The 21,253-nt window shown below is 48.3% G+C and carries 14 protein-coding genes; 9 read left to right on the top strand and 5 right to left on the bottom strand.

Annotation, left to right across the window (positions count from 1 at the left end; all coding sequences use genetic code 11):
• Positions 1-67: 67 nt before the first annotated feature.
• The 3 genes from OEM52_06430 to OEM52_06420 all read right to left on the bottom strand — a co-directional run bounded on the left by OEM52_06430 (position 68) and on the right by OEM52_06420 (position 4,178).
• A complete protein-coding gene (locus OEM52_06430; GenBank protein ID MDK9699760.1) occupies positions 68-787 on the bottom strand; it encodes an ABC transporter ATP-binding protein in 720 nt (239 codons plus the stop codon).
• Positions 788-795: 8 nt separating this feature from the next.
• Positions 796-1,845 carry a M42 family metallopeptidase gene (locus tag OEM52_06425; protein MDK9699759.1) on the bottom strand — a complete coding sequence of 350 codons (1,050 nt, stop codon included), beginning with the start codon at positions 1,843-1,845 and terminating at the stop codon, positions 796-798.
• 338 nt (positions 1,846-2,183) lie between these two features.
• Positions 2,184-4,178, bottom strand: a complete 1,995-nt coding sequence (locus tag OEM52_06420) for a T9SS type A sorting domain-containing protein (GenBank protein ID MDK9699758.1) — start codon at positions 4,176-4,178, stop codon at positions 2,184-2,186.
• 369 nt (positions 4,179-4,547) lie between these two features.
• Between OEM52_06420 and OEM52_06415 the strand changes: the two genes are divergently transcribed.
• From OEM52_06415 to OEM52_06375, 9 genes are all read left to right on the top strand, one after another.
• The gene (locus OEM52_06415) at positions 4,548-6,233 is read left to right on the top strand and encodes a hypothetical protein (protein MDK9699757.1); all 1,686 of its coding nucleotides are present in this window, start codon (positions 4,548-4,550) and stop codon (positions 6,231-6,233) included.
• A gap of 8 nt (positions 6,234-6,241) precedes the next feature.
• Positions 6,242-9,238, top strand: a complete 2,997-nt coding sequence (locus OEM52_06410; GenBank protein ID MDK9699756.1) for a tetratricopeptide repeat protein — start codon at positions 6,242-6,244, stop codon at positions 9,236-9,238.
• 15 nt (positions 9,239-9,253) lie between these two features.
• The gene (locus OEM52_06405) at positions 9,254-10,783 is read left to right on the top strand and encodes a glycosyltransferase family 2 protein (protein ID MDK9699755.1); all 1,530 of its coding nucleotides are present in this window, start codon (positions 9,254-9,256) and stop codon (positions 10,781-10,783) included.
• A 98-nt stretch (positions 10,784-10,881) separates the two neighbouring features.
• On the top strand, positions 10,882-11,337 hold the full coding sequence (locus OEM52_06400; protein MDK9699754.1) for a hypothetical protein: 456 nt from the start codon (positions 10,882-10,884) through the stop codon (positions 11,335-11,337).
• Positions 11,338-11,340: 3 nt separating this feature from the next.
• Entirely contained in the window at positions 11,341-13,539 is a 2,199-nt protein-coding gene (locus tag OEM52_06395) for a polysaccharide deacetylase family protein (GenBank protein MDK9699753.1), read from the top strand.
• Positions 13,540-13,549: 10 nt separating this feature from the next.
• A complete protein-coding gene (locus OEM52_06390; GenBank protein ID MDK9699752.1) occupies positions 13,550-15,667 on the top strand; it encodes a hypothetical protein in 2,118 nt (705 codons plus the stop codon).
• Positions 15,668-15,692: 25 nt separating this feature from the next.
• Complete coding sequence (locus OEM52_06385; protein MDK9699751.1) at positions 15,693-17,498, top strand: hypothetical protein; 1,806 nt, start codon at positions 15,693-15,695, stop codon at positions 17,496-17,498.
• Positions 17,499-17,657: 159 nt separating this feature from the next.
• Positions 17,658-18,377, top strand: a complete 720-nt coding sequence (locus OEM52_06380) for a hypothetical protein (protein MDK9699750.1) — start codon at positions 17,658-17,660, stop codon at positions 18,375-18,377.
• 7 nt (positions 18,378-18,384) lie between these two features.
• A complete protein-coding gene (locus OEM52_06375; protein ID MDK9699749.1) occupies positions 18,385-19,119 on the top strand; it encodes an SIMPL domain-containing protein in 735 nt (244 codons plus the stop codon).
• Between the two features lie 306 nt (positions 19,120-19,425).
• Here the strand turns inward: OEM52_06375 and OEM52_06370 are convergent, their stop codons facing one another.
• Positions 19,426-20,322 carry a fibronectin type III domain-containing protein gene (locus tag OEM52_06370; GenBank protein MDK9699748.1) on the bottom strand — a complete coding sequence of 299 codons (897 nt, stop codon included), beginning with the start codon at positions 20,320-20,322 and terminating at the stop codon, positions 19,426-19,428.
• Positions 20,323-20,550: 228 nt separating this feature from the next.
• The coding region (locus tag OEM52_06365) for an MFS transporter (GenBank protein ID MDK9699747.1) at positions 20,551-21,253 on the bottom strand (703 nt) is incomplete at its 5' end.

Here is a 21,253-nt window from a genome sequence, read left to right as displayed (position 1 = left end):
CTAATTAGTCCGCCAAGGACAAACCGGTGGCGCCGCCATAGAAACATCATTACGGCAACAAAGCGTTTCATTTCACCTCGACTGCGGCGAAGAAACGCTCTTCCAATTCATCGGGTGAAGAAACCGCCGGTTTCGCAAACTGTTCGACCAATTTCCCCTGAGCGAAAATTGCGACCCGATCCGCTAACTCAAACGCTTCCCGTAAATCGTGGGACGAGAGTAACAACGTCGTTTCCGGTTCTCGTCGCTTCAGTAAATCAATCACTGCCCTTTGTTGTACCGGATCAAGTCCGTCGCTTGGTTCGTCAAACACTAACAGCTCGGGACGAGGTTCCATCGCGGCAACCAGACCGAGTTTACGCTTCATGCCTTGGGAAAGCGTTCCGATGTAGGAATTGAGTCGCGATATTGGAAACTGAAGGGTTTCGAGGAGGAGCATTCTTCGGGTAAAATCAGGTTTTCCGGATAAATCGGCAAGAAAACCTAACCACTCCCCACACTTGACACCAAGCGGCCAACCCAACTCCCCCGGCAAATAGCCCACTTTTTCACGAGCAGCGGGGTTTGCGGGATTCTCACCAAACAGCTCTACCGTTCCGGCGCTTGGTTCAATTAAACCCATCAGCATTTTGAGAGCAGTCGATTTTCCCGCGCCGTTTTGACCCAAGAGGACTAAGCACTCGCCACGCTCGACAGTCAAGTGCAGGCCGTGCAGCGCGGTGACCGCTCCATACTTCTTGGTTGCATCCGAAAATCGGATTGGTTGGGATTCTTTCAGAATAGACAAGGAAATCGTCAGATTGAATTCACATATGCTACGAGCAATCGCATGGTGTTCGCTAACGCGTCCTGATGGGTGCGTTCATACCCGTGCGACGCCGCGATACCGGGTCCAATCAATGCAACGCGATGGTCGCCGCCCGCAGTTAATGCCGCCGAGCCATCGGATGCGTAAAACGGAAAAACATCGACTTTGAATGGAATTTCGTTCGCTTGACAGAGCGCTACCAATTCGTGGGTGAATCCATAGTGATAGGGGCCGGAGGAATCTTTTGCACAAATCGAAACCGAATATTCGTCGCCTTGCAATCCATCGCCTAAGGCTCCCATATCGACAATTAAGAGATCATCGATTTCCTTGGGATAGGCGGCGATTCCTTGCCCAGTTTCCTCGGTGATATTGAAATAGAGATGAATCGATACATCGGGAAGCATGGCGGCATCACTGGTTCGGAGGAGATCGGCGAATGCGAGCAAAATCGCTGCCGAGGCTTTGTCGTCAAGATGGCGCGTCTTGACATAGCCGTTGATCGATGGAAAATGAGAATCGAAGGAGACATAGGAACCAACGGGAATCGCTTTTTCCACCTCTTCGGGTTTTGAAAAATGATGATCGATCCGCAGATGCAGATCTTCGATTTTTACCCGTTCCTCACCCCACTTCTTGTTGACGTGTACCGAAGGATTATCCGGCAGCATTGTCGCATCGTACACCGTTCCATCAAACGTGTGAATCTTACAGTAATCGCCAATCCCATAAATCGCAGGCCAAGAGCCGACATTGGCAATTTTCACGACGCCGCCTTGCACCGATTTTACCATCGCGCCAAGCGTGTCGACATGAGCGGCAAACATCACATTTCGTTTGGCAGCGGGGCGTTCAAAGGAATAAACCACCGCGCCTTTTTTTGTTTGCGTACAGGGTATTCTCAGTTGTTTGGCATGATCCAACAGATATTGCTCGACATACTTGGTGAAACCAGTGGGCGAGGGGGTATTTACCAATTGTTCGATGTAACGGATAATGGCGGCAACATCGATGGGTGTAGATTGATCGAACGACATATTTTTCTCCCGGTTTATGTTAGTAAACTACACAGCGGGAGATTGGTGTGCAAACGGAAAAAGGGGCGTATTGCTACGCCCCTTTTCAACTGCTGGATAAGATGAGACCTTTGACAAAATCGAAACAGTGTGTCTTCGCGAGGAATGTAGTGAAGTATCCTGCGAAGCAGATACGATGCGGAATGACGTGGCGATCTCTTTAGGATACACTTGTTAGAGTCACAAGATTGCCACGTCACTGCGGTCGCACACGGTTGCGACCTGCGTTCCTCGCAAAGACAAGAAGTGTGAATTGTTCAGATGTCTCACTGCTGTCGTTGAAAAGTTTGTTAGGTCACCTACTTGAGTAGTGTCATCTTGCGGGTCGAAGTAACACCGTTCGCAGTCAAGCGGGCGAAGTAAACGCCACTCGATAAGTCGCGACCATCGAAGGTGACTTTATACTTCCCGGCATTCATTCTCCCCTTCGTCAATTCGGCTACTTGACGACCTTGGATATCGTACACCGCTAATTGAACCTCCATTTGGAAATTCAAGGAAAAAACGATATCGGTGGTTGGGTTGAAGGGATTGGGATAATTCGTCTCAATCGCAAAACTCTTCGGAAGTTCCGTGGTTGCTATCGGCTCATCAACACCAACAGAAAGCATTAACGGGCCATGGTTGTGCAGTGTTGTTGGCAATGCGCTCGTGGCAACCCGATGATAGTTGAAGTCGTTATTCGTCCAACTACCTTCGGTCTGGAAAATCCATCCGGCATCGTAATCGGTCACGTAAGTAACGTGCACATAATTATCGGTCCAGCGATTCGTCGATGGCCAATGCTCGGAACGGCACGCACCAGCAGCGGCATCTGGTGTACGGGTGCGAGTGATATTCAACGGCTCGACCCAGCGATATCCACCATCGGTCGACTTCGTCACAAAAACATCGAAATTACATTCGCCAGCCAGCGAAACATCTTGCGCCATTGTAGAATCGTTCCAATCAAAGCAGGCAGCGAATATCATGTAAATATCGCCATTGCGAGCTACCGAGAGATTGGGACGGTGGGCGGTTCGATTCCAAGCCCCGGGATTGGCATAAATATCCGACCAGTACCAACCACCACTAGCAGCCATATTGATCCGGTGTGGATCGTCGGCGCGCCAGAACCAGCAATGACCCCAAACATAGTAGGAAGAGTCCTGCGGGGTCGTTTGTCCCAACGAATCGGTCTGGTGAACGTCCCAATTGTAGAATAAACCGGTTGTAAACGCTGCGTACAATACGTCATTCTGGCTATACACCAGATTTATATCGTTGTATGCACGGAAAGTATCTTGATTCGCGGCCGTTGTATCCGGCAATAACGACGCATTCGGATTTCGCCAGTACGTCATGTAATTAAAGTTGTTAAAATTCCAGGTAACGCCATCCTGCGATTCGGCATAGACCACATTATTAGAAACTTGAACGTTGGTGGCTGGCGGGGGAACCTGATCCAATCCCATCGGACGCATCCACGCGACCGCCGCTTTGTTGCTCAAGCGGGAACCGGCTACATCGGCAGCAATGTTTTCGGTTGTACCGGGTAACAACACCGGTGCCGTCCAAGTAATCGTTGTATTCAACGGATCGTAGATACCACGGTGATACCATTGACGCTGCGGATCAGCGGCAGCAGGGGTACTTTCACAGGAAACTACGTGTACTGCCCCATTTCGAGATATTGCTACCCTTGGCCAAATCGCTTCCACTCCTGTTACTAAGGACGTAGGATTATCCGAGATGAATGCCCCTACACCGGCTTCGATATCGTGGTAAACATTGGATGTCGTCAAGGTTCCTGCACGTGAATTGGATTCATGAAACGCCGGGAATGGAATTCCGCCATACAGCGCCATCGAGGTGAACCCGGAACGAGTTATTGTTTGTGGAGGAACTTGTTGTCCATTCGCTCCAAACATGTAGGTCGAGGTCGCAGGATCGAAAGCATTGTAAAACACTTGCCGGGATGCGGCAAGACTGTCGATACCCCGCATCCAGAACATGTGAACAATACCGGTTGCACTATCGATTTCAAGCATTCGACCGATTGTACCGTTATGCTGACAGTCGTACCATGTTCGCCCAGCACGGAAAACGTTCCCAATTGTATCGAGCATTGGCGGAGGATCTTGAGCCGGGTCGCGTGATCCAAACGCATCAAAAGGAAACTCTTCGTTTCCCGTTAACACAGTCGCCTTCCGGTTAACATCGACCCGAGGATTAACTTTATGGATAGCAGCCACTGCAATCGAAGTTGCAAGAAGCACCAACAGCATTAGAGAGAGAGCTCTTCGTAACATCATTCCTCCAGAAAAATTGTCTCTTGTTCAAATGTACTGTTTTTCGGTTTAAATCAGCAATGAAAAGTAACCACCGAAAAAAAATATCATCGGGCTTGGCAGAAAGGCTATTTCAGCCATTCATACATTGTCTTTATAAACTTTTGTGAAATTCAGTTTCTACTCCTCATGGAGCAGAAACTCATATATACTATTGCCAGTATTTAGTATGTTTACACGAATTTATAACAGTGTGCAATCACATCACTTCCATACAAACGGAGAGTAAACGTTTTAACTCACTCATCTTTGACCGTTTGTAAAACATGCCGCTTGTACCTTGTGTTCAGAACTTACAGTCAGTTCGTGCGATCTGCTGATTTAGGAGAGAAGATGATTTACACACGCATTAGTTCCGGTCTTGACTTTTTGGATGCTGCCTATGGCGGCTTGTACTCGAACCGTAGTTTCATTGTTCGCGGGCCAGCACAATCGGGACGAACCTCGGTTGCCTTGCAATTTCTGCTGGCTGGTTTGGAGAATGGTGAAAATGGTATCATGATTTCGAGTGATCGGATCGAAAACGTTATTCTCAAAGCGGAGACAATGGGTCTCACCCTTGAACCCTACTTGATGGACAATCGCTTGATCTTGATGGAATATCCGAAAGAGATTCTCAGCGGACATTTTCAGTTGGGCGGCGTGATTCATCTGTTAGGTGAAATTGAGCGGTATGTGAAGACCTACCATTGCACCCGACTGGTATTTGATACGTTGATTCCCCTCCTTGCCAAGGCGCGCGAACCGCATGTTACGAACTATGTCTACTCTTTAATGAGTTCGCTCGATGCGTTGCATGTTTCGACCGTTGTAACAACCGGCGAACCAAATAGTCCATTGGCTAATCGAATCACCGAACTAATCGAAGACGCCGCGGTCGGATCATTTTCGCTGTCGAATGTTCCAGCGAAAACCGGTCTCCAACGGATGTTTACCGTTCACAAAATGGTGAATCCGATTAATCCCCCGGTTTCTTATAAAGTTAGATTTGAGTATGGTGTTGGTGTTGTTCTCGACACCCCCGGTACTCCCGGTGCGAAGCCGACTGCCGATTTGCAGCCGGTTGGTCCGCAATTGACCGATGTCCCGTTACAAATTGCCATACTCGATAGCGACGACGAAACGACCGCACAACTGGAAGATTTCTTCTCACCCGGCAGCCATATCATTTCCCTTGACACTGCGGAAGAATTGGCAGCACAACATCTCCACATGGATTACGATTTGATTCTACTCAATGCGAATCATCCCGGTTACCAATGGCGCAGTGTCATTGAACGAATTCGCGAGATCGAACCAAAACAAGCGGTATTCATTCTTACCGATCCCCGGAATACGAAGTTAACCTACCAAAATGTCAAGCAATCCGGTGGTGATGGTCTATTCACGAAGCCGCTCATCAAATCCGACTTGATTCGCGCTCTTGAAAAAACCCTGAGAAGTAACGGCACTTTCGACGAAATTATTGAAAAGCGGTCATCTAAACCAGCTCCGATGGATTTGCCGGAAGACTTTACCGAGGATTCGTCTTCACTTGCCGAAACCGATGCCAGTAAGGGAAGCGATAATCTCATTTCGCTTACTGTTTTCAAAGATATGTTGCATATGCAAATCTGGCGCTGCAACCAAAACCAAGGACGATTTGCGTTAGTATCGTTTCGAATGATTAACACGATTGAAATCACTCGACTCCCGAACCTACCGCAGGGATTGGAGTTGGTAAAACGAATTGCGTCAATTATCGGTTCGTCGTTGCGCGGATTGAACGATACCGCAACTCGCAGCATGGATAAAGTGGTCGTGTTGTTGGAAGATTGTGACCGTGACGGCGCAGAAGCATTTACACGGCGCGTATTCGGTGAGGTAAAAGCAGAAATCAGCGCTCGACTGAATATTCAGCTTGGAAAGCACCTTCTGATTTCAAATGCGATTGCAGTATTCCCACAGGATGGCGATAACGTGCAAGACCTGTTGGGATTTGTTACTGAGTCGGCGCGCAACTTTAAACTGATCAGCTGAGTCGTACGATGATAAAAAAACACTGGTGGGGAGTGTTGCTACTGCTGGTATCGTTTGCATTGGCGGAGACGCCACCACAAATGCTACTACGGGCAAAAACGCTGCAAAAAAACGGCGTGTACATGGAAGCGATTTCCTTGTACAACGAGTACTTAAAAGTTACTCCAAACGACAGCGAGGCGAGAATTCTCCTCGTAGAATTACTGTTGGAGTTAAAACAACGCGAACGGGCAACCGAACATATCATCATACTGCGTAAGGAGCTCCCGAATGATCCGCGCGTCTTGAAGTTCTCGATGATTGCCGAAGGGGTGAAAACGCAGAAGCGCAACGACATCATCAAAGACTATGAAGCGAGAGTAAAATCACCCAATGCTTCCCCCAGCGATTTGTTGGAGTATGCCCGTTTTCTTAGCGGCATTAACCAAACCGAACGCTGTATCGAGATGTATAAGCGCTATCTGTCACACAAATCAGGTGATCAAGTTGCCCGGTTAGAGTTAGCGAAGCAATACGGATGGGCTCATCGATATGGTGAAGCCAACAGTGAATTAGGGAAGATATTTGCAAACTCACCCGATCATGCCGGTGCCCGGCTGTTTTTAGGGGAAATGGAGTACTGGCAGGGTAAGGAAACTGAAGCGTTGGAACAGTTTCGCCGGGTCCTTAAAGTCGAACCGAAGAATAAAGAAGCTTCTAAGCACATCGCGACCATTATTAATTCCCCCTCATATAAGGAGCGAACGCTTTGGGATGCGGCGCAGGCTGATCCGACTGGTAAACCGTTGATTCCGTTAGCTCAGTTCCTGTTAGAAAAAGGGCGCGAATGGGAAGCCGACTCTATAGTAAAAGTGCGACTTACCGCCGATGCTAAAGACACCTCGGCAATCGCGTTGGCAAACGCAATCGAAACATCTCGACTCAAGCGGTTAGACGACCAAATCGAAGCATTTCGCAAAAAGTTAGAAACAAATCCGACCGATACCTCAGCTTTGTTGAATCTTGCCCGATATTACCAATCAGTACCGCGGTACTCTGATGCAATCGGCGCATACGATAAATATTTAGAGCGGCGTCCAAATGATTACCCTATACGGTTGGAGCGGGCAAAGGTTTTGAACTGGGCAGGGAAATCGAAAGAGGCTACTGAAGAATTCCGTATCGTCACCACTGCTCTCCCGGGCAATCGTGATGCGCAACTCGGATTGGCAAACAGTTTGCTTTATGGCAGCGACGATGTTGCCGAGGCTGAACAAATATTCCGCAGCGATTTAACGATCCACCCCGACGATGTGAATACACAAATCGGTCTCGCTGAAGCGGTCCGGCGGCAAGGCAATTTTGAAGAAGCGCGGGTACTATATAACAATATTCTCAAAGTCGATTCATTGAACTCCGACGCCAAACAGGGCTTAACAATGATCGATCAGGATATTTCACCACTCATTTTTCAACTCGAGAAGAAACTAAAAGCCGATCCGACAAATCCAACGTTAATGCGTCGGCTTGCCGGGTTGTATCTCGACTCCAAGCGTTTTTACGAAGCGAACGAACTGGTTACGCAACTTCTTATCAACGAGCCGGAAGATAAACGGTTGTTATTGATGAAACAGGAAATTGCGACCCGCCGTACGATTTGGGAAACAGAGGCAATCCGACAAGCAAAATTGCAAGTGCAACTCAAGCCAGACGATGTCGATGCCCGGATTGAGTATGCAAAACTGCTGGCACAGACAGGACAGGCAACCGAAGCAGTTGCCCAATACCGCTTGGTGTTAGAACGGAGAAGAAGCGATCCCGATACGCAGATTGAGTTAGCAAGTATCTTAGCGGATGCAAAACAGTACCGGGAAGCGGGCGATATTTACCGCACCTTGGCAGATGAAAACCCGATGAATTTTGAGTATCGTTATCGCTACGCCCAAGTGCTTTCCTGGTCCGGCGATAATGAGCGGGCGATCAGTGAGTTTGAGCGAGCTCTGCGATTGAATCCGGAATCGGCAGAATGCCAAATGGGCATCGCGAACGCTTATTTCTGGAAAGGCGATGTCTACTCCGCTTATGAAAGTTACAACCGGGTATTGGCATTAAACCCCCGTTCATCGGAGGCCCGTAAAGCATTGCAATCGCTTAATGGCCCATTGTTCCGCGGATTTGTTTCGTCTGCCCGGACACTATCCGATAATTCAAATTTCTTTATGCGTGAAGCATTAGCCGCTACAACGTTTAGTTTCAATCTTCGGACCCAAGCGAAAATTGGAACCGGTACCACCGAAACCGAGCAAGATGGTTTCCGTGAGCTTGGCTGGTTTGGCTTCGGAGCCTTGGAATACAGTTTCGATAAACTGACACAAGGTTCAGTCGAGTATCGAAATTATCAATTTGAAAAGAAGGTTGCACAAGGTATCCGGCTGGACGTAAGTCACAATTTCAAGGATGTTCCCGAATTAGTGGGATTCATTGGCCGCGCTTATTACTCGAAGCAGGAAGCGATGTTTGATCTTGGTGCTACCAAGGAACTGCAGACATGGGGCGAAGAGTTAACCACGGAAAAAATCGGCGTCGCTGGCACTTACGAAATTAACAAGCAATGGACAGCCGAGGGGGAAGTTTCACAGTTACAGATTTCTGATCGAAATACCCGAACCGAAATGTGGTTTGAAGCCGGTTATCTTTTCAAGCCGTATCTGACGCTCGGAGGGCGCGTTGAAAGTGTGGATGCGAAAAAAGAAGCGGTTGGGTATTGGGCGCCAAAAGACTACTCGACAGTAGGTGGCTGGATCGATTTACATAACTCCTTTCCTCGTTGGTACTACACAATCCGCGGCGGTGTCGGCCGGGTTCAAAAGACAAATGATGCGATCAAAAACATGAGTGGCGAATTGAATGTGCGCGTAAGCAAACGGATTAATGTTGGCCTTGCTTACTCATACTTACGGACAATTCGCACGGACGGCGAGTATAGTTATTCTGGCGTCGCCGCATCTGCGGTCATCAACCTTTAAGTATTGGAATACGGTATGAGTCAAACAACCGATGTCGAACCGCGCCGTCGCTGGTGGCAAAAAACTCCGAGGTCGACTCCGACCGATGAGCAGCCAGCCATCAATGGAAACGGCTCTGGAAAAATAAACGGCGAAAAAGTACCGGAATCCAGCGGAAAAGTAAAAGAAGCGGAAAAAATCGAACCTGTAACCGGCGGCGACGCCGCTGTAAAAACGACCTCAAAAGAGTGGGGGTATGGTTTTGTTGTCGCCATTCTAGTGGTCATTTTCGGCTCGATTACCATTGCAACTTACATCATTTTACTACGTTCGCAGTTTTCGGTGCCAAACATCATCGTAAACGTTTCGATTATATCGTTATTGCTATTCTTGTTCGTACTGATTGCGCGATACTTATCGCTCATTTTTCTCTCGTATCTGCACCATTCGCGAGAAAAAGCAAGCGATGAATATGAGTACCCTTTACTGAAAGTTTCGGTTTTAGTACCAGCGTATAACGAAGGACCAGTTATTGCAAAGTCAGTACAATCGCTGCTGGCGCTTGATTACCCTAACTATGAAATCGTTGTTATCGATGATGGGTCGAAAGACGATACTCTTGCGATCGCACGCACTATGCAAGGCCGACAACAAGGAGTGTACGGACCGGTCGAAGTCAAGGTGTTGACCCAGGTAAACAAGGGGAAGTCCCATGCGTTGAATCACGGCGCTCGCGACGCAACCGGCGAAGTGGTCGTTTGTATGGATGGCGATAGCAAATTGGCTCCGGAAACATTACGGATGGCAATGCGGCATTTTGTGAATCCGAAAATCGCTGCAGTCGCTGGAAATGTGAAAGTAGTCAACCGAGTGAATCTGCTTACCCGATTACAAGCGCTGGAGTATATCGAAGGATTAAACCTCGCCCGGCGCGCTCAAGCATTTTTGCAATCGGTGAACATTATTCCCGGTCCAATAGGCTTGTTCCGAAAGACCGCGTTGGTGGAAGTTGGCGGATGGGAAGCCGATACCTTCGCGGAAGACTGTGACCTAACCCTCAAACTGATTACACATGGTTACAAGGTCGATTACGAACCCTATGCTATCAGTTACACCGAAGCGCCGGAAAAATTGCTACAGCTCTTGAAGCAACGCTATCGCTGGACGCGCGGAATTTTACAATCGCTACGCAAGCACCGGAAGTATTTATTTCATCCTGGTGCGGGTTGGCGAGTCGTTGGAACGATGTGGCAAATGATCGTCGAATCGGTTTTATGGCCCGGTATGAATACCATGGCGAATTTGCTTTTCATCATTGTTGCTATCATTTGGGGGATGTCACCGTTGATTGTGCTTTGGTGGGTGCAGTTAACGATTCTCGACACGATTGCAGCAATGCACTCAGTTGCAATGGAAAAAGAGCAACTACGTTTAGTACCGTTGGCGGTAATTTACCGATTCTTTTTCATTCAGTTGATCGATATGGCAAAACTGATGGCGACGGTCGAGGAGATGCTCGGTATCAAGATGAGCTGGGGCAAACTCGAACGGGTTGGCAGGTTGTAATAAAAAGTAAGCGGACGGCTTCCGCAATCTTGCGTGTGAGCGCAATTGGCTTTCAACGCTCTGGTAAATCCACGGCAGCGTTTGAGTAGGAGAAAATAATGGATTTGATTCCGATTCTGTCCACAGTCATTTTTATCATCACGATTATCACTTTTATCGTGGCTGTGGCGTCATATGTTGTTTTCCGGCTAAAAGAGCGTCGCAAGGCACCTTTGCAGCCGTTGGCACCGATTGCCGAAAAACCGGTTGAAGAACCAACCCCGATTGTACAACCGGCGAACTCTTATGACGATTTAGCATATCCGGCGTCGCGGCAACCGGTGGCACCTCAGCAGCGGCAACCGGCAGCAGCGCTGCCACCATTAAGTTCGGCTCAGCAAGCATTTATGAAAACATTCGAGGCAGGCGATGGCCGGTACTTCCCGGAAGCGGCTCTTCCGGCCCCCGTCGAAGAGGAACCGCCACAATTGTCACCCCGGTTGTATACGCCTCCGGGTCGTCAAGACACGCGGCATCCCACTCCCGGTAACGACACTTCACCTTCTTGGAAGTAAGCAATGAGAAGATTTGCCATACTTGCCGCATTATTGTTCACACTAACCGGATTCGCTGCCGAAACGCACAATCGGGTGTTGCTCGTTCGCCCCAATGCTACTTCGCGGTTTATGAACGAAGGCGATACGACAATGGCGTTGAACTACGGTGCTGTATTTCGCAATGATCTGTTACTCGGTGGTTATTATAATATCACCGAAGCACCGGAAAATGCATTGTTAGGCGACTTGCGGAAGTATGACTTGATCATTTTACCGGGAACCGTTTGTCTCGATTCCGCAGCATGGCTGGAGGTCAAACGCTTTCTGAATAACGGTGGCGGCGTATTAGCGACTTGGGCGATTTCCTGTCGCAACAATGATGGAAGCTGGCGCGGTTATCGCGATTTAGCGGAACTACTCGGAGCCGAACCACTCGACACTGAAATCGAAATTGGCAAACCATCGGCTCTACAATTACGATTTGGAACCCCGATTACATTAAACGTTCCCCCCGGTTACTATCTACGGCTATCACCAACCGTGGTTCCGATGAAAGTAAATGTCGATCGCAAACGCGACATCGCTGGATATTGGTCGACCGATGGTTATTTCGAACGCGATCCATCGATTATTAAACGAGAAGCGGGACTGATTGTTCGTGAGTTGCCACAAGGCGGAAGAGTCGTTTGGTTCGGTGCTAACATCGATGGGATGCATGCCGATTCAATAAACCGCGAAGTCTATCAACCCATGTTTCACCAGATGTTTAAATGGCTAATGGGAGCATCGGCAGTTGGTGTGGAGGCTTGGCCGAAAGGACGCGAAAGTGCGGTTATCATCCACGGTGATATCGAAGACCAGTTCGCTAATGTGGAAAACATCATCAACTTGTTTGAGAAGTACAACGTAAAAACGACCTTCAATTTGTTAGTCGAAGAGGGGATGAAACACCCCGATGTAATCAAACGGCTGGTGAAGAACGGTGGTGAATTGGGTTTACATGGCGACACCCACGACCGGTTCGGCGAACAATCACTCGATCAACAAGTCCAACGACTTAAGCGTGCAATCGAATATGTATCGAAAGTTTCGGAACGTCCGACGGGATTCCGTCCACCAGAGTTATCCTATAACCAGTTTACGATGACCGCTGTTCGGATGACCGGTCTCGACTACTTGATGGCCGATGATGTTCCAGACCGCGACTACCCCCGCTGGCGTCCCGATTCGCCGGGTTCATTAGAAGGATTGGTCACGTACCCGAAGGGGGAGTTAGACGATTACGATTTAGTAGACCGGTTCAAAATCAGCGACGCGGCGACGATGTCTGCAATAATGATAAAAGATTTTGAACGAATACATGATATGCGCGGCTTGTACCGATTGAATTACCACAGCCAGATGCTGTCGAAACCTGAATTGACGATGGTTGTCGAACAAGTGATTAAAGAATTACAAAGACACGATAACATCTGGATTGCGACCACCCGCGAAGTAACAAACTGGATGAAAGCCCGCGAGGCACTACAGGTCGCAACTTTAGCAACCGATTCGTCGTTAAAATTTATGATAACGAACCGCAGCGATAAGCCTGTTGAGAATGTCGTTTTGCGGGTAGCAGCACCACGCACGATTCCCGTAGAGCAAATGATGCTTGCTTCGATCTCGAAAAGCTGCACCTACGATGTTCGCGACAGTTGCTATATGATTTATCTGCCCAAGCTCAAAGCAAACGATGATTTTACTGCCTTGTTAGTAAAAGGAAGCGGCGGTCTTTATAACCAGAAGACGCGTGATCTTCCTTTCAAGTTTTTTAAACTTGCTTTTATCATTGCAGCCATCTTTTTAGGCGGAGCGTTATACTACTTCTTTTTCTCGCGTCGAACCGAGAAAAGCCTGTTGACTGCTGACGGCAAGCCATTGGATTTCGATAAGCACGATACAGGTATTTACGGGGCTCCCAGTCCGATGCGTTCGTCGCTTCCGGCACCAGAGCCGGAAGAGGAAAATGTGGAGGCGTTCCGAACTTCAGTTCGGATGTATGCCGGATTACAACCTACGAAAACCGCCAAAAAAACCGGCGACAAACCTGGCGGGTTGCCGTTACTTGGAGTTCCCGAAACGGATTCCGCGAGTAAGTATGTCTATAATGATCCCGGACACAAGGGGGGAAGACCCTCGAAGCCGGAGTTTGAAAATCCGGATGATCACTGGAAATAGGTGAGGTACCGTGAGTAATCGGAAACATCCTTCCAAGCAAGACATCGAAAAGGATGTCGAACAAACCTCCGAGCACGGGAGCCGCAGCCGGTTCTTCATGTTGCGGATGGTGACTTTCACTATCCTCCTCCTTGTCGTTGGATGGTGGGGCTATAGTCAAGTCATGCATTACATCTATGGCCAGTTCTCACTCTCGCTATGGTCGAGCAGTAACAATGCCGCGTCGGTACCGCAAGGTTGGAGCGGAATGCCGCAAGCCTTATTGGTTCACCCGTTGCGAACAGAACGATACCTCCACTTAGTAAAAGATGACACCACGGAATGGCCATATACCGGACGCAACGATCTTTGGCCGTTAGTCGATACGCTGTGGTATGCTAAAGGGGTGAAACGCCGCGAAGGGCGATCAACTGTCGAGGCATGGCAAGAGATACAAGCGGGTGATAAAACGCCATCGATGCTTGAGTACTGGAAAGAAACACTTTTCAATCGCGACATCAAGTACAAGATAATCGAAGAGCCTGATTTGACCCGCAATTGGACGGGGTATGAGGTCCTTATTCTGCCCGGCACACTTTTACTTTCAATGGATGAGCGCGATGGGATAAAACGTTTCTTGGCAAATGGTGGTAATGTCCTGATGTGTTGGTCGGTTGGCTGTCGTGACGAAACAGGAAACTGGGTGGGTTTCGACTTTCTTGAGCAAGTATTAGGTTCGATTACCACGGAGGAAGTACGCGATTCCGCTGGCGGTACTAGCATGGTACTACATGGTGGTAGCCCGATTACTGCCATGATAACACCCGGCAGTCACCTTGAATTCTTTACTTACAACGGTAGCGTAACGATGAATCCCGTTGAGACAACCCGGGTAGAGAGTGATGCTACCTGGTTCAAACCTTACTGGCGGGAAAAAGTCGATACCGATTGGGGTGCCGGCAGTATGATCATGCACGGCCGCTATCTGCGCGGTAAGTTTGTCTGGTACAGTTTTACCCCGGACATTGTTCAGGACAATAAAGATAACAGCGATCTCTTCGACCAGATTCTCCACAACAGTATTGCTTGGCTGCATGGTCAACCACTTATCAATGTGCAAGTTTGGCCGAAAGGGTACCAAGCTGGCGGCGCAATGTTGTTGGAAGGACGTAGTGCAACCGCAGACTATCAACAAACATTGGAGTTAGCACGGAGCAGCGGTGCCCATGTCGATTTAATGTTAGATGCAGACTTTCAACCACCGGGGATGAATCGCGGCTCCTACGGAGGGGTGGACATCGTCATTGATGCCGGTCCCGGCATGAGTTTCGCTGGCCACAGTCTCAGTGACCAAACCAACAGTGTTAGTTATAAAGTGAAACGGATCGAGCAGATGACGGGCAAGCCACCCGTTGGACTATTCACTTCCGATTGGAATTATGACGCATTAACACTCGAAGCGGCGGCTCGCCACAAATTGAAATTTGTCTTTGGCAATCCAAGTCCCCGGTATTACGGTCCTGCGAGCACCATCGTAAATGCCGGCGGTTGGTGGTCGATTTTTTCCCGAAAAGCGCCAATTGCAACATTTCCCAAGTATGTCCTCACGATGCGGGAGTGGTATGAATACCGGGATATGAAGAATGGCTATGATTTATCGAAAGCGATGAATAGTGACTTGCGGCGAGTAGCGAACGCCGGTGGCTTGTACCTCGGTATCATCGATCCCGCTCTCGATGGGAACAATGTAAAGGAAGTGATACCTCGTCTTGTGTCACAAATGGATTCGATGGGGGTTTGGCGCTCGTCGATTAGTACTGTCATTGATCGCTTTGCCGGTTGGCAGAATATTCGCGTGTCGGCAAAAATCGTATCCCGCAGTCGTATTCGGATAAGCGTAACAAACAGCGGAAAAATCCCATTGCGCGATATTTACGTCGAGGTCTATTTATCGAATGACTTCTCTACTGTCAACGCAACGGCGGAAGTACTTGGTAATCACCCACAGAACATTTCGTGGGATCGAGCCCACGGCGTTTGCGGATTCACTATCCCTGATCTTGGCAACGGCGATAACATTACGATTTCGCTCGATGTGACAACCGGTGGACCTGCTGTTACAGTCGAGCAACCGACGGTATCCCAGTAATAACTGTTGTAAAGGATTGAACGGAATGAAACGTTCTATTTGGTTTCCCATTTCGTTTGCGGCAATCGCAGCAATCATACTCTGGTCGTGTACAACGGAAAGCGTTACGCCGTATGAGACACATAAGCCTCCGAGTATATACTCGGTTCAGTTTTGGCCGGATACAATTCAAGTAAACGATACGGTTACTTTCCGCTGCAACGCGAACGACGATGATGGCGATCCGATTACCGGTTACCGCTGGATGGCACCGCGGGGAGGATTGCTTGATACCAGCGGATTTGAGGTTCGTTGGTTAGCGCAGGATACTGGTAGGCATCAGTTGTTTGTTTGGGTTAGCGACCGCTGGCACACGAATGTCGATACGATCGAAGTGAATGTGCTTCCTTTTGGTTGGTTTAACCGCACTCCCATTATCGATAGCATCGATTATTCAAATGACTCCTGTGAAGTGCTGGACACCTTATGGTTTGACACCTACGCACGCGATGCCGACAACGATTCGTTATCGTTTTACTGGATTGCGAGTGTTGGAAAGATAATCGATACAACTGACCATCAAACCCGTTGGGTAGCACCTGTAATTTCCGGTGCGGCAAGTTCGTTGCAGGCAACGCTCACCGTTTATGTTTATGATAATTATCATACCGATTCTTCACATGTTACAATAACGGTGTTGCGTCATGGATTGATGGATATCCCCCCGAAAATCGATAGTGTTCGAGCGAGTCAAAATCCCGTTGAACAAAACGATTCACTCTCGATTGTAGCTTATTCTTACGATCCTGATGGCGACGACAATTTGTTGTCCTTTGCTTTTTCGGCGCGCTTCGGTGAGATCCGTCATGCATCGGGAAATCAATGTACCTGGATCGCACCGCCTGACACGGGAAGGTATTACATCAGTGTCGCAGTCACCGACAGTTTTCATACAACACGCGATAGTGTTTTAGTACGGGTGTTGCCATCCGGCACTATCGATTACCCGCCAATTATCGAGCGGGTGTGGGTAACACCAAGTCAAGTATCGGTACACGATACCACGCAATTATCCTGTATCGCATACGATCCGAATGGTGATTTTCTGACATACCAGTGGTCGACCAACATCGGACAAATCCTCGGCAGCGGTCCCTCGGTGAGATGGGTAGCGCCTGGAATCACCGGTAATTATACCATCCGGGTAACGGTGAGCGACCGCGCCCATCAAACCATCGGTGAGACCAGAGTCACGATTATCCCTGATTCAAACTTGTTGTATCAAAGCGATTTCTCCGAAGATGAAGTTACCGGCAACTGGCAATTTATTGGATTGCTGGCTGGCTTAGGAGAGTACTCTGGTTACAACTCAATTACTTGGGACTCGGTGAATCAAGCAATGCAAGTAATTGGAAGAAGTAATTATGGGACTTTCGGATTTCAATTGCTGGATCGAGAGTTTGGCGATGGCACATTCCAAGTTAATGTTTTGGCAACCAGTTACGATTTCGGACGGGTCGCATTCTTGCCCAAGTTTCTTGATGAGCGTAATTACTTACTGATCGGACTTGATTACTTTACCGGCAGGTGGGACGTTATTCAGACCATTAACGGAACGCCCTCCTATCTTGGCGGTGATTGGGTTAGTTATTATCCTAACCAGACTTACAACCTAAAATGCGAAGTCAACGGTAACAATGTTTTAGTACGAATCGACGATGTCGATATCTGGTCGGGACTCATCTCAACCACGTTTTCCAATCCAACTCCGATTGCGGTAGGTTTGTATGGGACGACCACCTCGGGACCGGTGCTATTCGATGACCTCTCTATTACGGTTCCGAATCCCTAAGCCATCATTGATCATGTCACTATTTTGCAAGGGGCGCTTCGACGCCCCTGTTTGCATTTTTGCGTTCTGATTACCCATACTGGGTTGTTTGCATAGCGAGTGAACTTTGCTTGTTTCGCTGCATAAGATCGCAATATCTTTCGAGGTAATGAGACAACAATGTTCTCCTATCTCAAATCACTTTTCCGAAAACGAACTCCATTAACCGCCTTGCGCTTGCTGCATGCGACGCATCTTCGGATGAATTTGCCGGAAATTCTCCGTTTCGGCACAGTCGATTCCTACAAAGGATTACTGGCTCGCTATGGGTTTGACGGGGCATTGCGATACATCCACGACCGTAACCGCTACGATCTTCATCAATCGCTAAACGATGCCGTTAATGTTGCGATTGGTAGAATTCCTGCCTCCTATCTCTTTCGGTTGAGTGGAAAGAATTGGCGTAACGAGTGGATTGCGATTGAACTCGATCCAACCCTACTCGAATGGCAATCTTTTTCGATTGCACCGTTTGGCGCTGCTATTAAGGATGCAGAGTTGTTATCCGTAGAGAATGGCAAGCAACACACCGAACTACTGCAAAACTGTTTTGCCAAACAAGTACTTGACATAACAAGACCGCAACATGAGCAGCACTATCAGGAAGAACAACCATTCCCCCCCGATGTGCCGACTCATCCCAATTGCGAACTCCTACTCCCCGCTCCGATTCGACGGGAACACTGGAAGCGGATCATCGTCGTAAATGCTGAAGTCCGTAAAACCGTTCGTATCATTGTAGAAGCGTCACCCTACCCGAAACTCCCCATCGACGTCGACGAAACGGTGTTCCGGATTCATCCCGCAACCAAACATAACTATGCAAACAACCAAAAGTGAGGTAACGATGAGTGAGAAAGCGAATTTTCCTTTGATACCAATCGTGATAGTTTCGGTAGTCGCTATTATCTGCGCTTCCATCATATCCGGTGGAATTTCCAGTATTCGTACAACCAGCGAATCGATAACCGTTACCGGTTCTGCCCGCAAGCCGGTTGTCTCTGATTATGTCGTGTGGCGCGGCAGCGTAAATGCTACTGGTTCTCAACTCAGCGACACCTACCGGCAATACAAAAAGTATCAAGAACAGCTGAGCGCGTTTTTCCAGCAACAGGGGTTGCCCGATTCGGCATATAGTTTTCGTTCGCCGCAAACGATAACGCTGTACCAATTCTCCCGCGATGGTGGTGAAACCGGGAAGGTGAACGGCTATCGGATGATGCTGCAATTTGAAGTGCGCTCCGGTGATTTGGTGAAAATGGAAGCGATAGCCCAAAAAGCGAATGATCTGATTTTAGAGGGATTACCGCTCGAATCGTATCCGCTCGAGTACTTGGTGATTAAATTGAATGAGTACCGGCTTGATTTGTTGACCGATGCGACCAAAGACGCCAAGTTGCGTGCCGAGCGAATTGCTTTAGGCACTGGCAATAAAGTCGGTTCGATCCGGAATGCAAAAGTGGGGGTGTTTCAAGTAACGCGACGGAATTCTAATGAGGTCTCCGATTACGGGATGTACGACACCTCAACGAAAGAGAAGGAAATTATGGCGGTGGTATCGGTGAGTTTTGCCATTCAGTAGTTTTGATACACAGTAAACTGTCTCATTACAGGGTAGCCGTGGGCTTTAGCCCGCGCAGGAGTGTCATTTCGGGAAAACGCGGGCTAAAGCCCGCGGCTACCATAGTCTGCCTTTTGAGATTGCCACGTCACTGCGGTCGCACAAGGTTGCGACCTTCGTTCCTCACAAAAACAAGACAATGATTAAATCAAAGGTTTTAAGAGTGTCTGTCCTACCGAAAAAGAAATAGGGGCGTAGTGTTACGCCCCTATTTAACTCCATCGAGTCGATATATGAAAAATACATCAACTCAAATGTATCGGAATCTTAGTACTCGACAATGGCGCTGATTGCTACGTCCATATCCGTTATCCGGCTTGAAGATCCATCACGACTAAGAACCCAAGTCTCCACTGGGTTGGTCGATGGGGAATTCTGTTCGGACGAAATATACATCCTTTGGGTGCTGCTGGATGTGAAATCGGTAAACACCGGTGTTACGGTTACCCAGAAATTGGTTCCACTGGTAATCGTGATGTTTGATGCAGAGCAATCAAATTCTTGCCAGTTGAAGCTGCCGGTACCATTTGTTACGATGTCATTAGCGTTGACAGTTGTTGTATATACGGCGGTTCCATTGATCGCACCGGTAACAACCTTAACAATAACGTTCGTCTTTTGAAAAACGCCACCCGCATTCCAATTCCCGAACATGACTTTAACCTTGAGAAGTTTTCCGGTATGATTCGGGATTACTTTTGCTACCATCGCGGAATCGGTATCATTGTAAGCCGCGATGAAGTAATTACCGTCGTACTGGTTGTCGCTATCCGACTGCCAAGTCGCAACGCTTAACGTGGTCGCATTCATGATGTTACTGGAGGTGTTGCCCACCGAATTCTTTGCAGTAACCTTGTAACGGTACGTTGTCGCCGTCATGATGTTCATATCGTGGTAGGAAGATGCTGTTCCCACTAACCGGGCGATCGTCGCAAATGTTGTGCTGGCTGCGCCTTCAGCGCGTTCGATTAAAATCGAATCGGCGTCGGTGGCGGCAGTCCAAACTACATGAACCGATGAGCTTGTCGCTGTTATCGTCAAGCCGGTCGGTGCGACGGGGGCATTACTCGGTGAAAGCGGATCGTCATCGGATTCACCACAACCGGTGAATGCTAATGCTGCGGTCAACGCCAATGCGAGGAATACCAGACGTAATAATTTCATTCGTTTTCTCCTTGTTTAGGTCTTCGTGATTTTGCCGTCTCAGGAATCAAGCTTCCGAAAGCAAAGTAGTTTTCAAGTCAAAGTTGAGTCGATTACTCTACGGCGCGTACGCTAACAACCATTGTAGCAATATTCGATGCGAACACTAATAGTATAACAGAATTTCGACAGATACAATAGAGATACGTTGATATTTTTATAATTAGTTGGATACTTATGTGAGCAATCTCACGCCGTTTCTCGGAGTTGACGGGCAAACCACAACCCAATTACACCACAAATCCCCCCGCCGATTCCGATTGCGGCAAACACCACCCGGACTCCAAACGATTCCACCGCTATCCCCGTTACTCCCGCCGAAATAGCTGTGACACCGACAACCGCCAGATTAATCAATGCAAAGATGCGTCCAGTCATATTTTCCGGTACAATAGTCTGAATGATTGCCGCCCGTGGTACTATTAAAAACGGAATAGCAATCGAATGAACAACAAATGTGATTTGTAATGCCAGTAACGAATCGATGAAGTAAATCGGAATGAAGGTTACACCGTCGAAAAACATCCCCCAAAGTAGGAGTTTACCCCGCTTGAACCGTTTTCCGAAATAGAGCATGAGTCCCGTCCCAGTTAACATCCCCACCGCATAACTCACTTCCGTTGTCGCATACGCGGTCGCCGATCCCTGTAACTCTTGTTTCACAAAAATCGGGGTACCCACTGTTGCCGGTCCCATGATGAGTAAATTATCGGCGACGGTTAGGATAAAAAGCGGCAGTAGAATTGGATGCTTAGCCGCATAGGATAGCCCTTGCCGAATGTCCTTCCATCCCGAATGATCCTCCTGAACAGCCACTCGCGGTTCTTGCACGCGAATCAAAAAGATAAAAAGGAATGATCCAAAATAGAAGAGGGATGTCGCAGTGAAAAGT

Source organism: bacterium (assembly GCA_030247525.1).
GTDB lineage: Bacteria > Electryoneota > JAOADG01 > JAOADG01 > JAOADG01 > JAOTSC01.
This window is presented reverse-complemented; position numbering and strand designations above follow the sequence as displayed.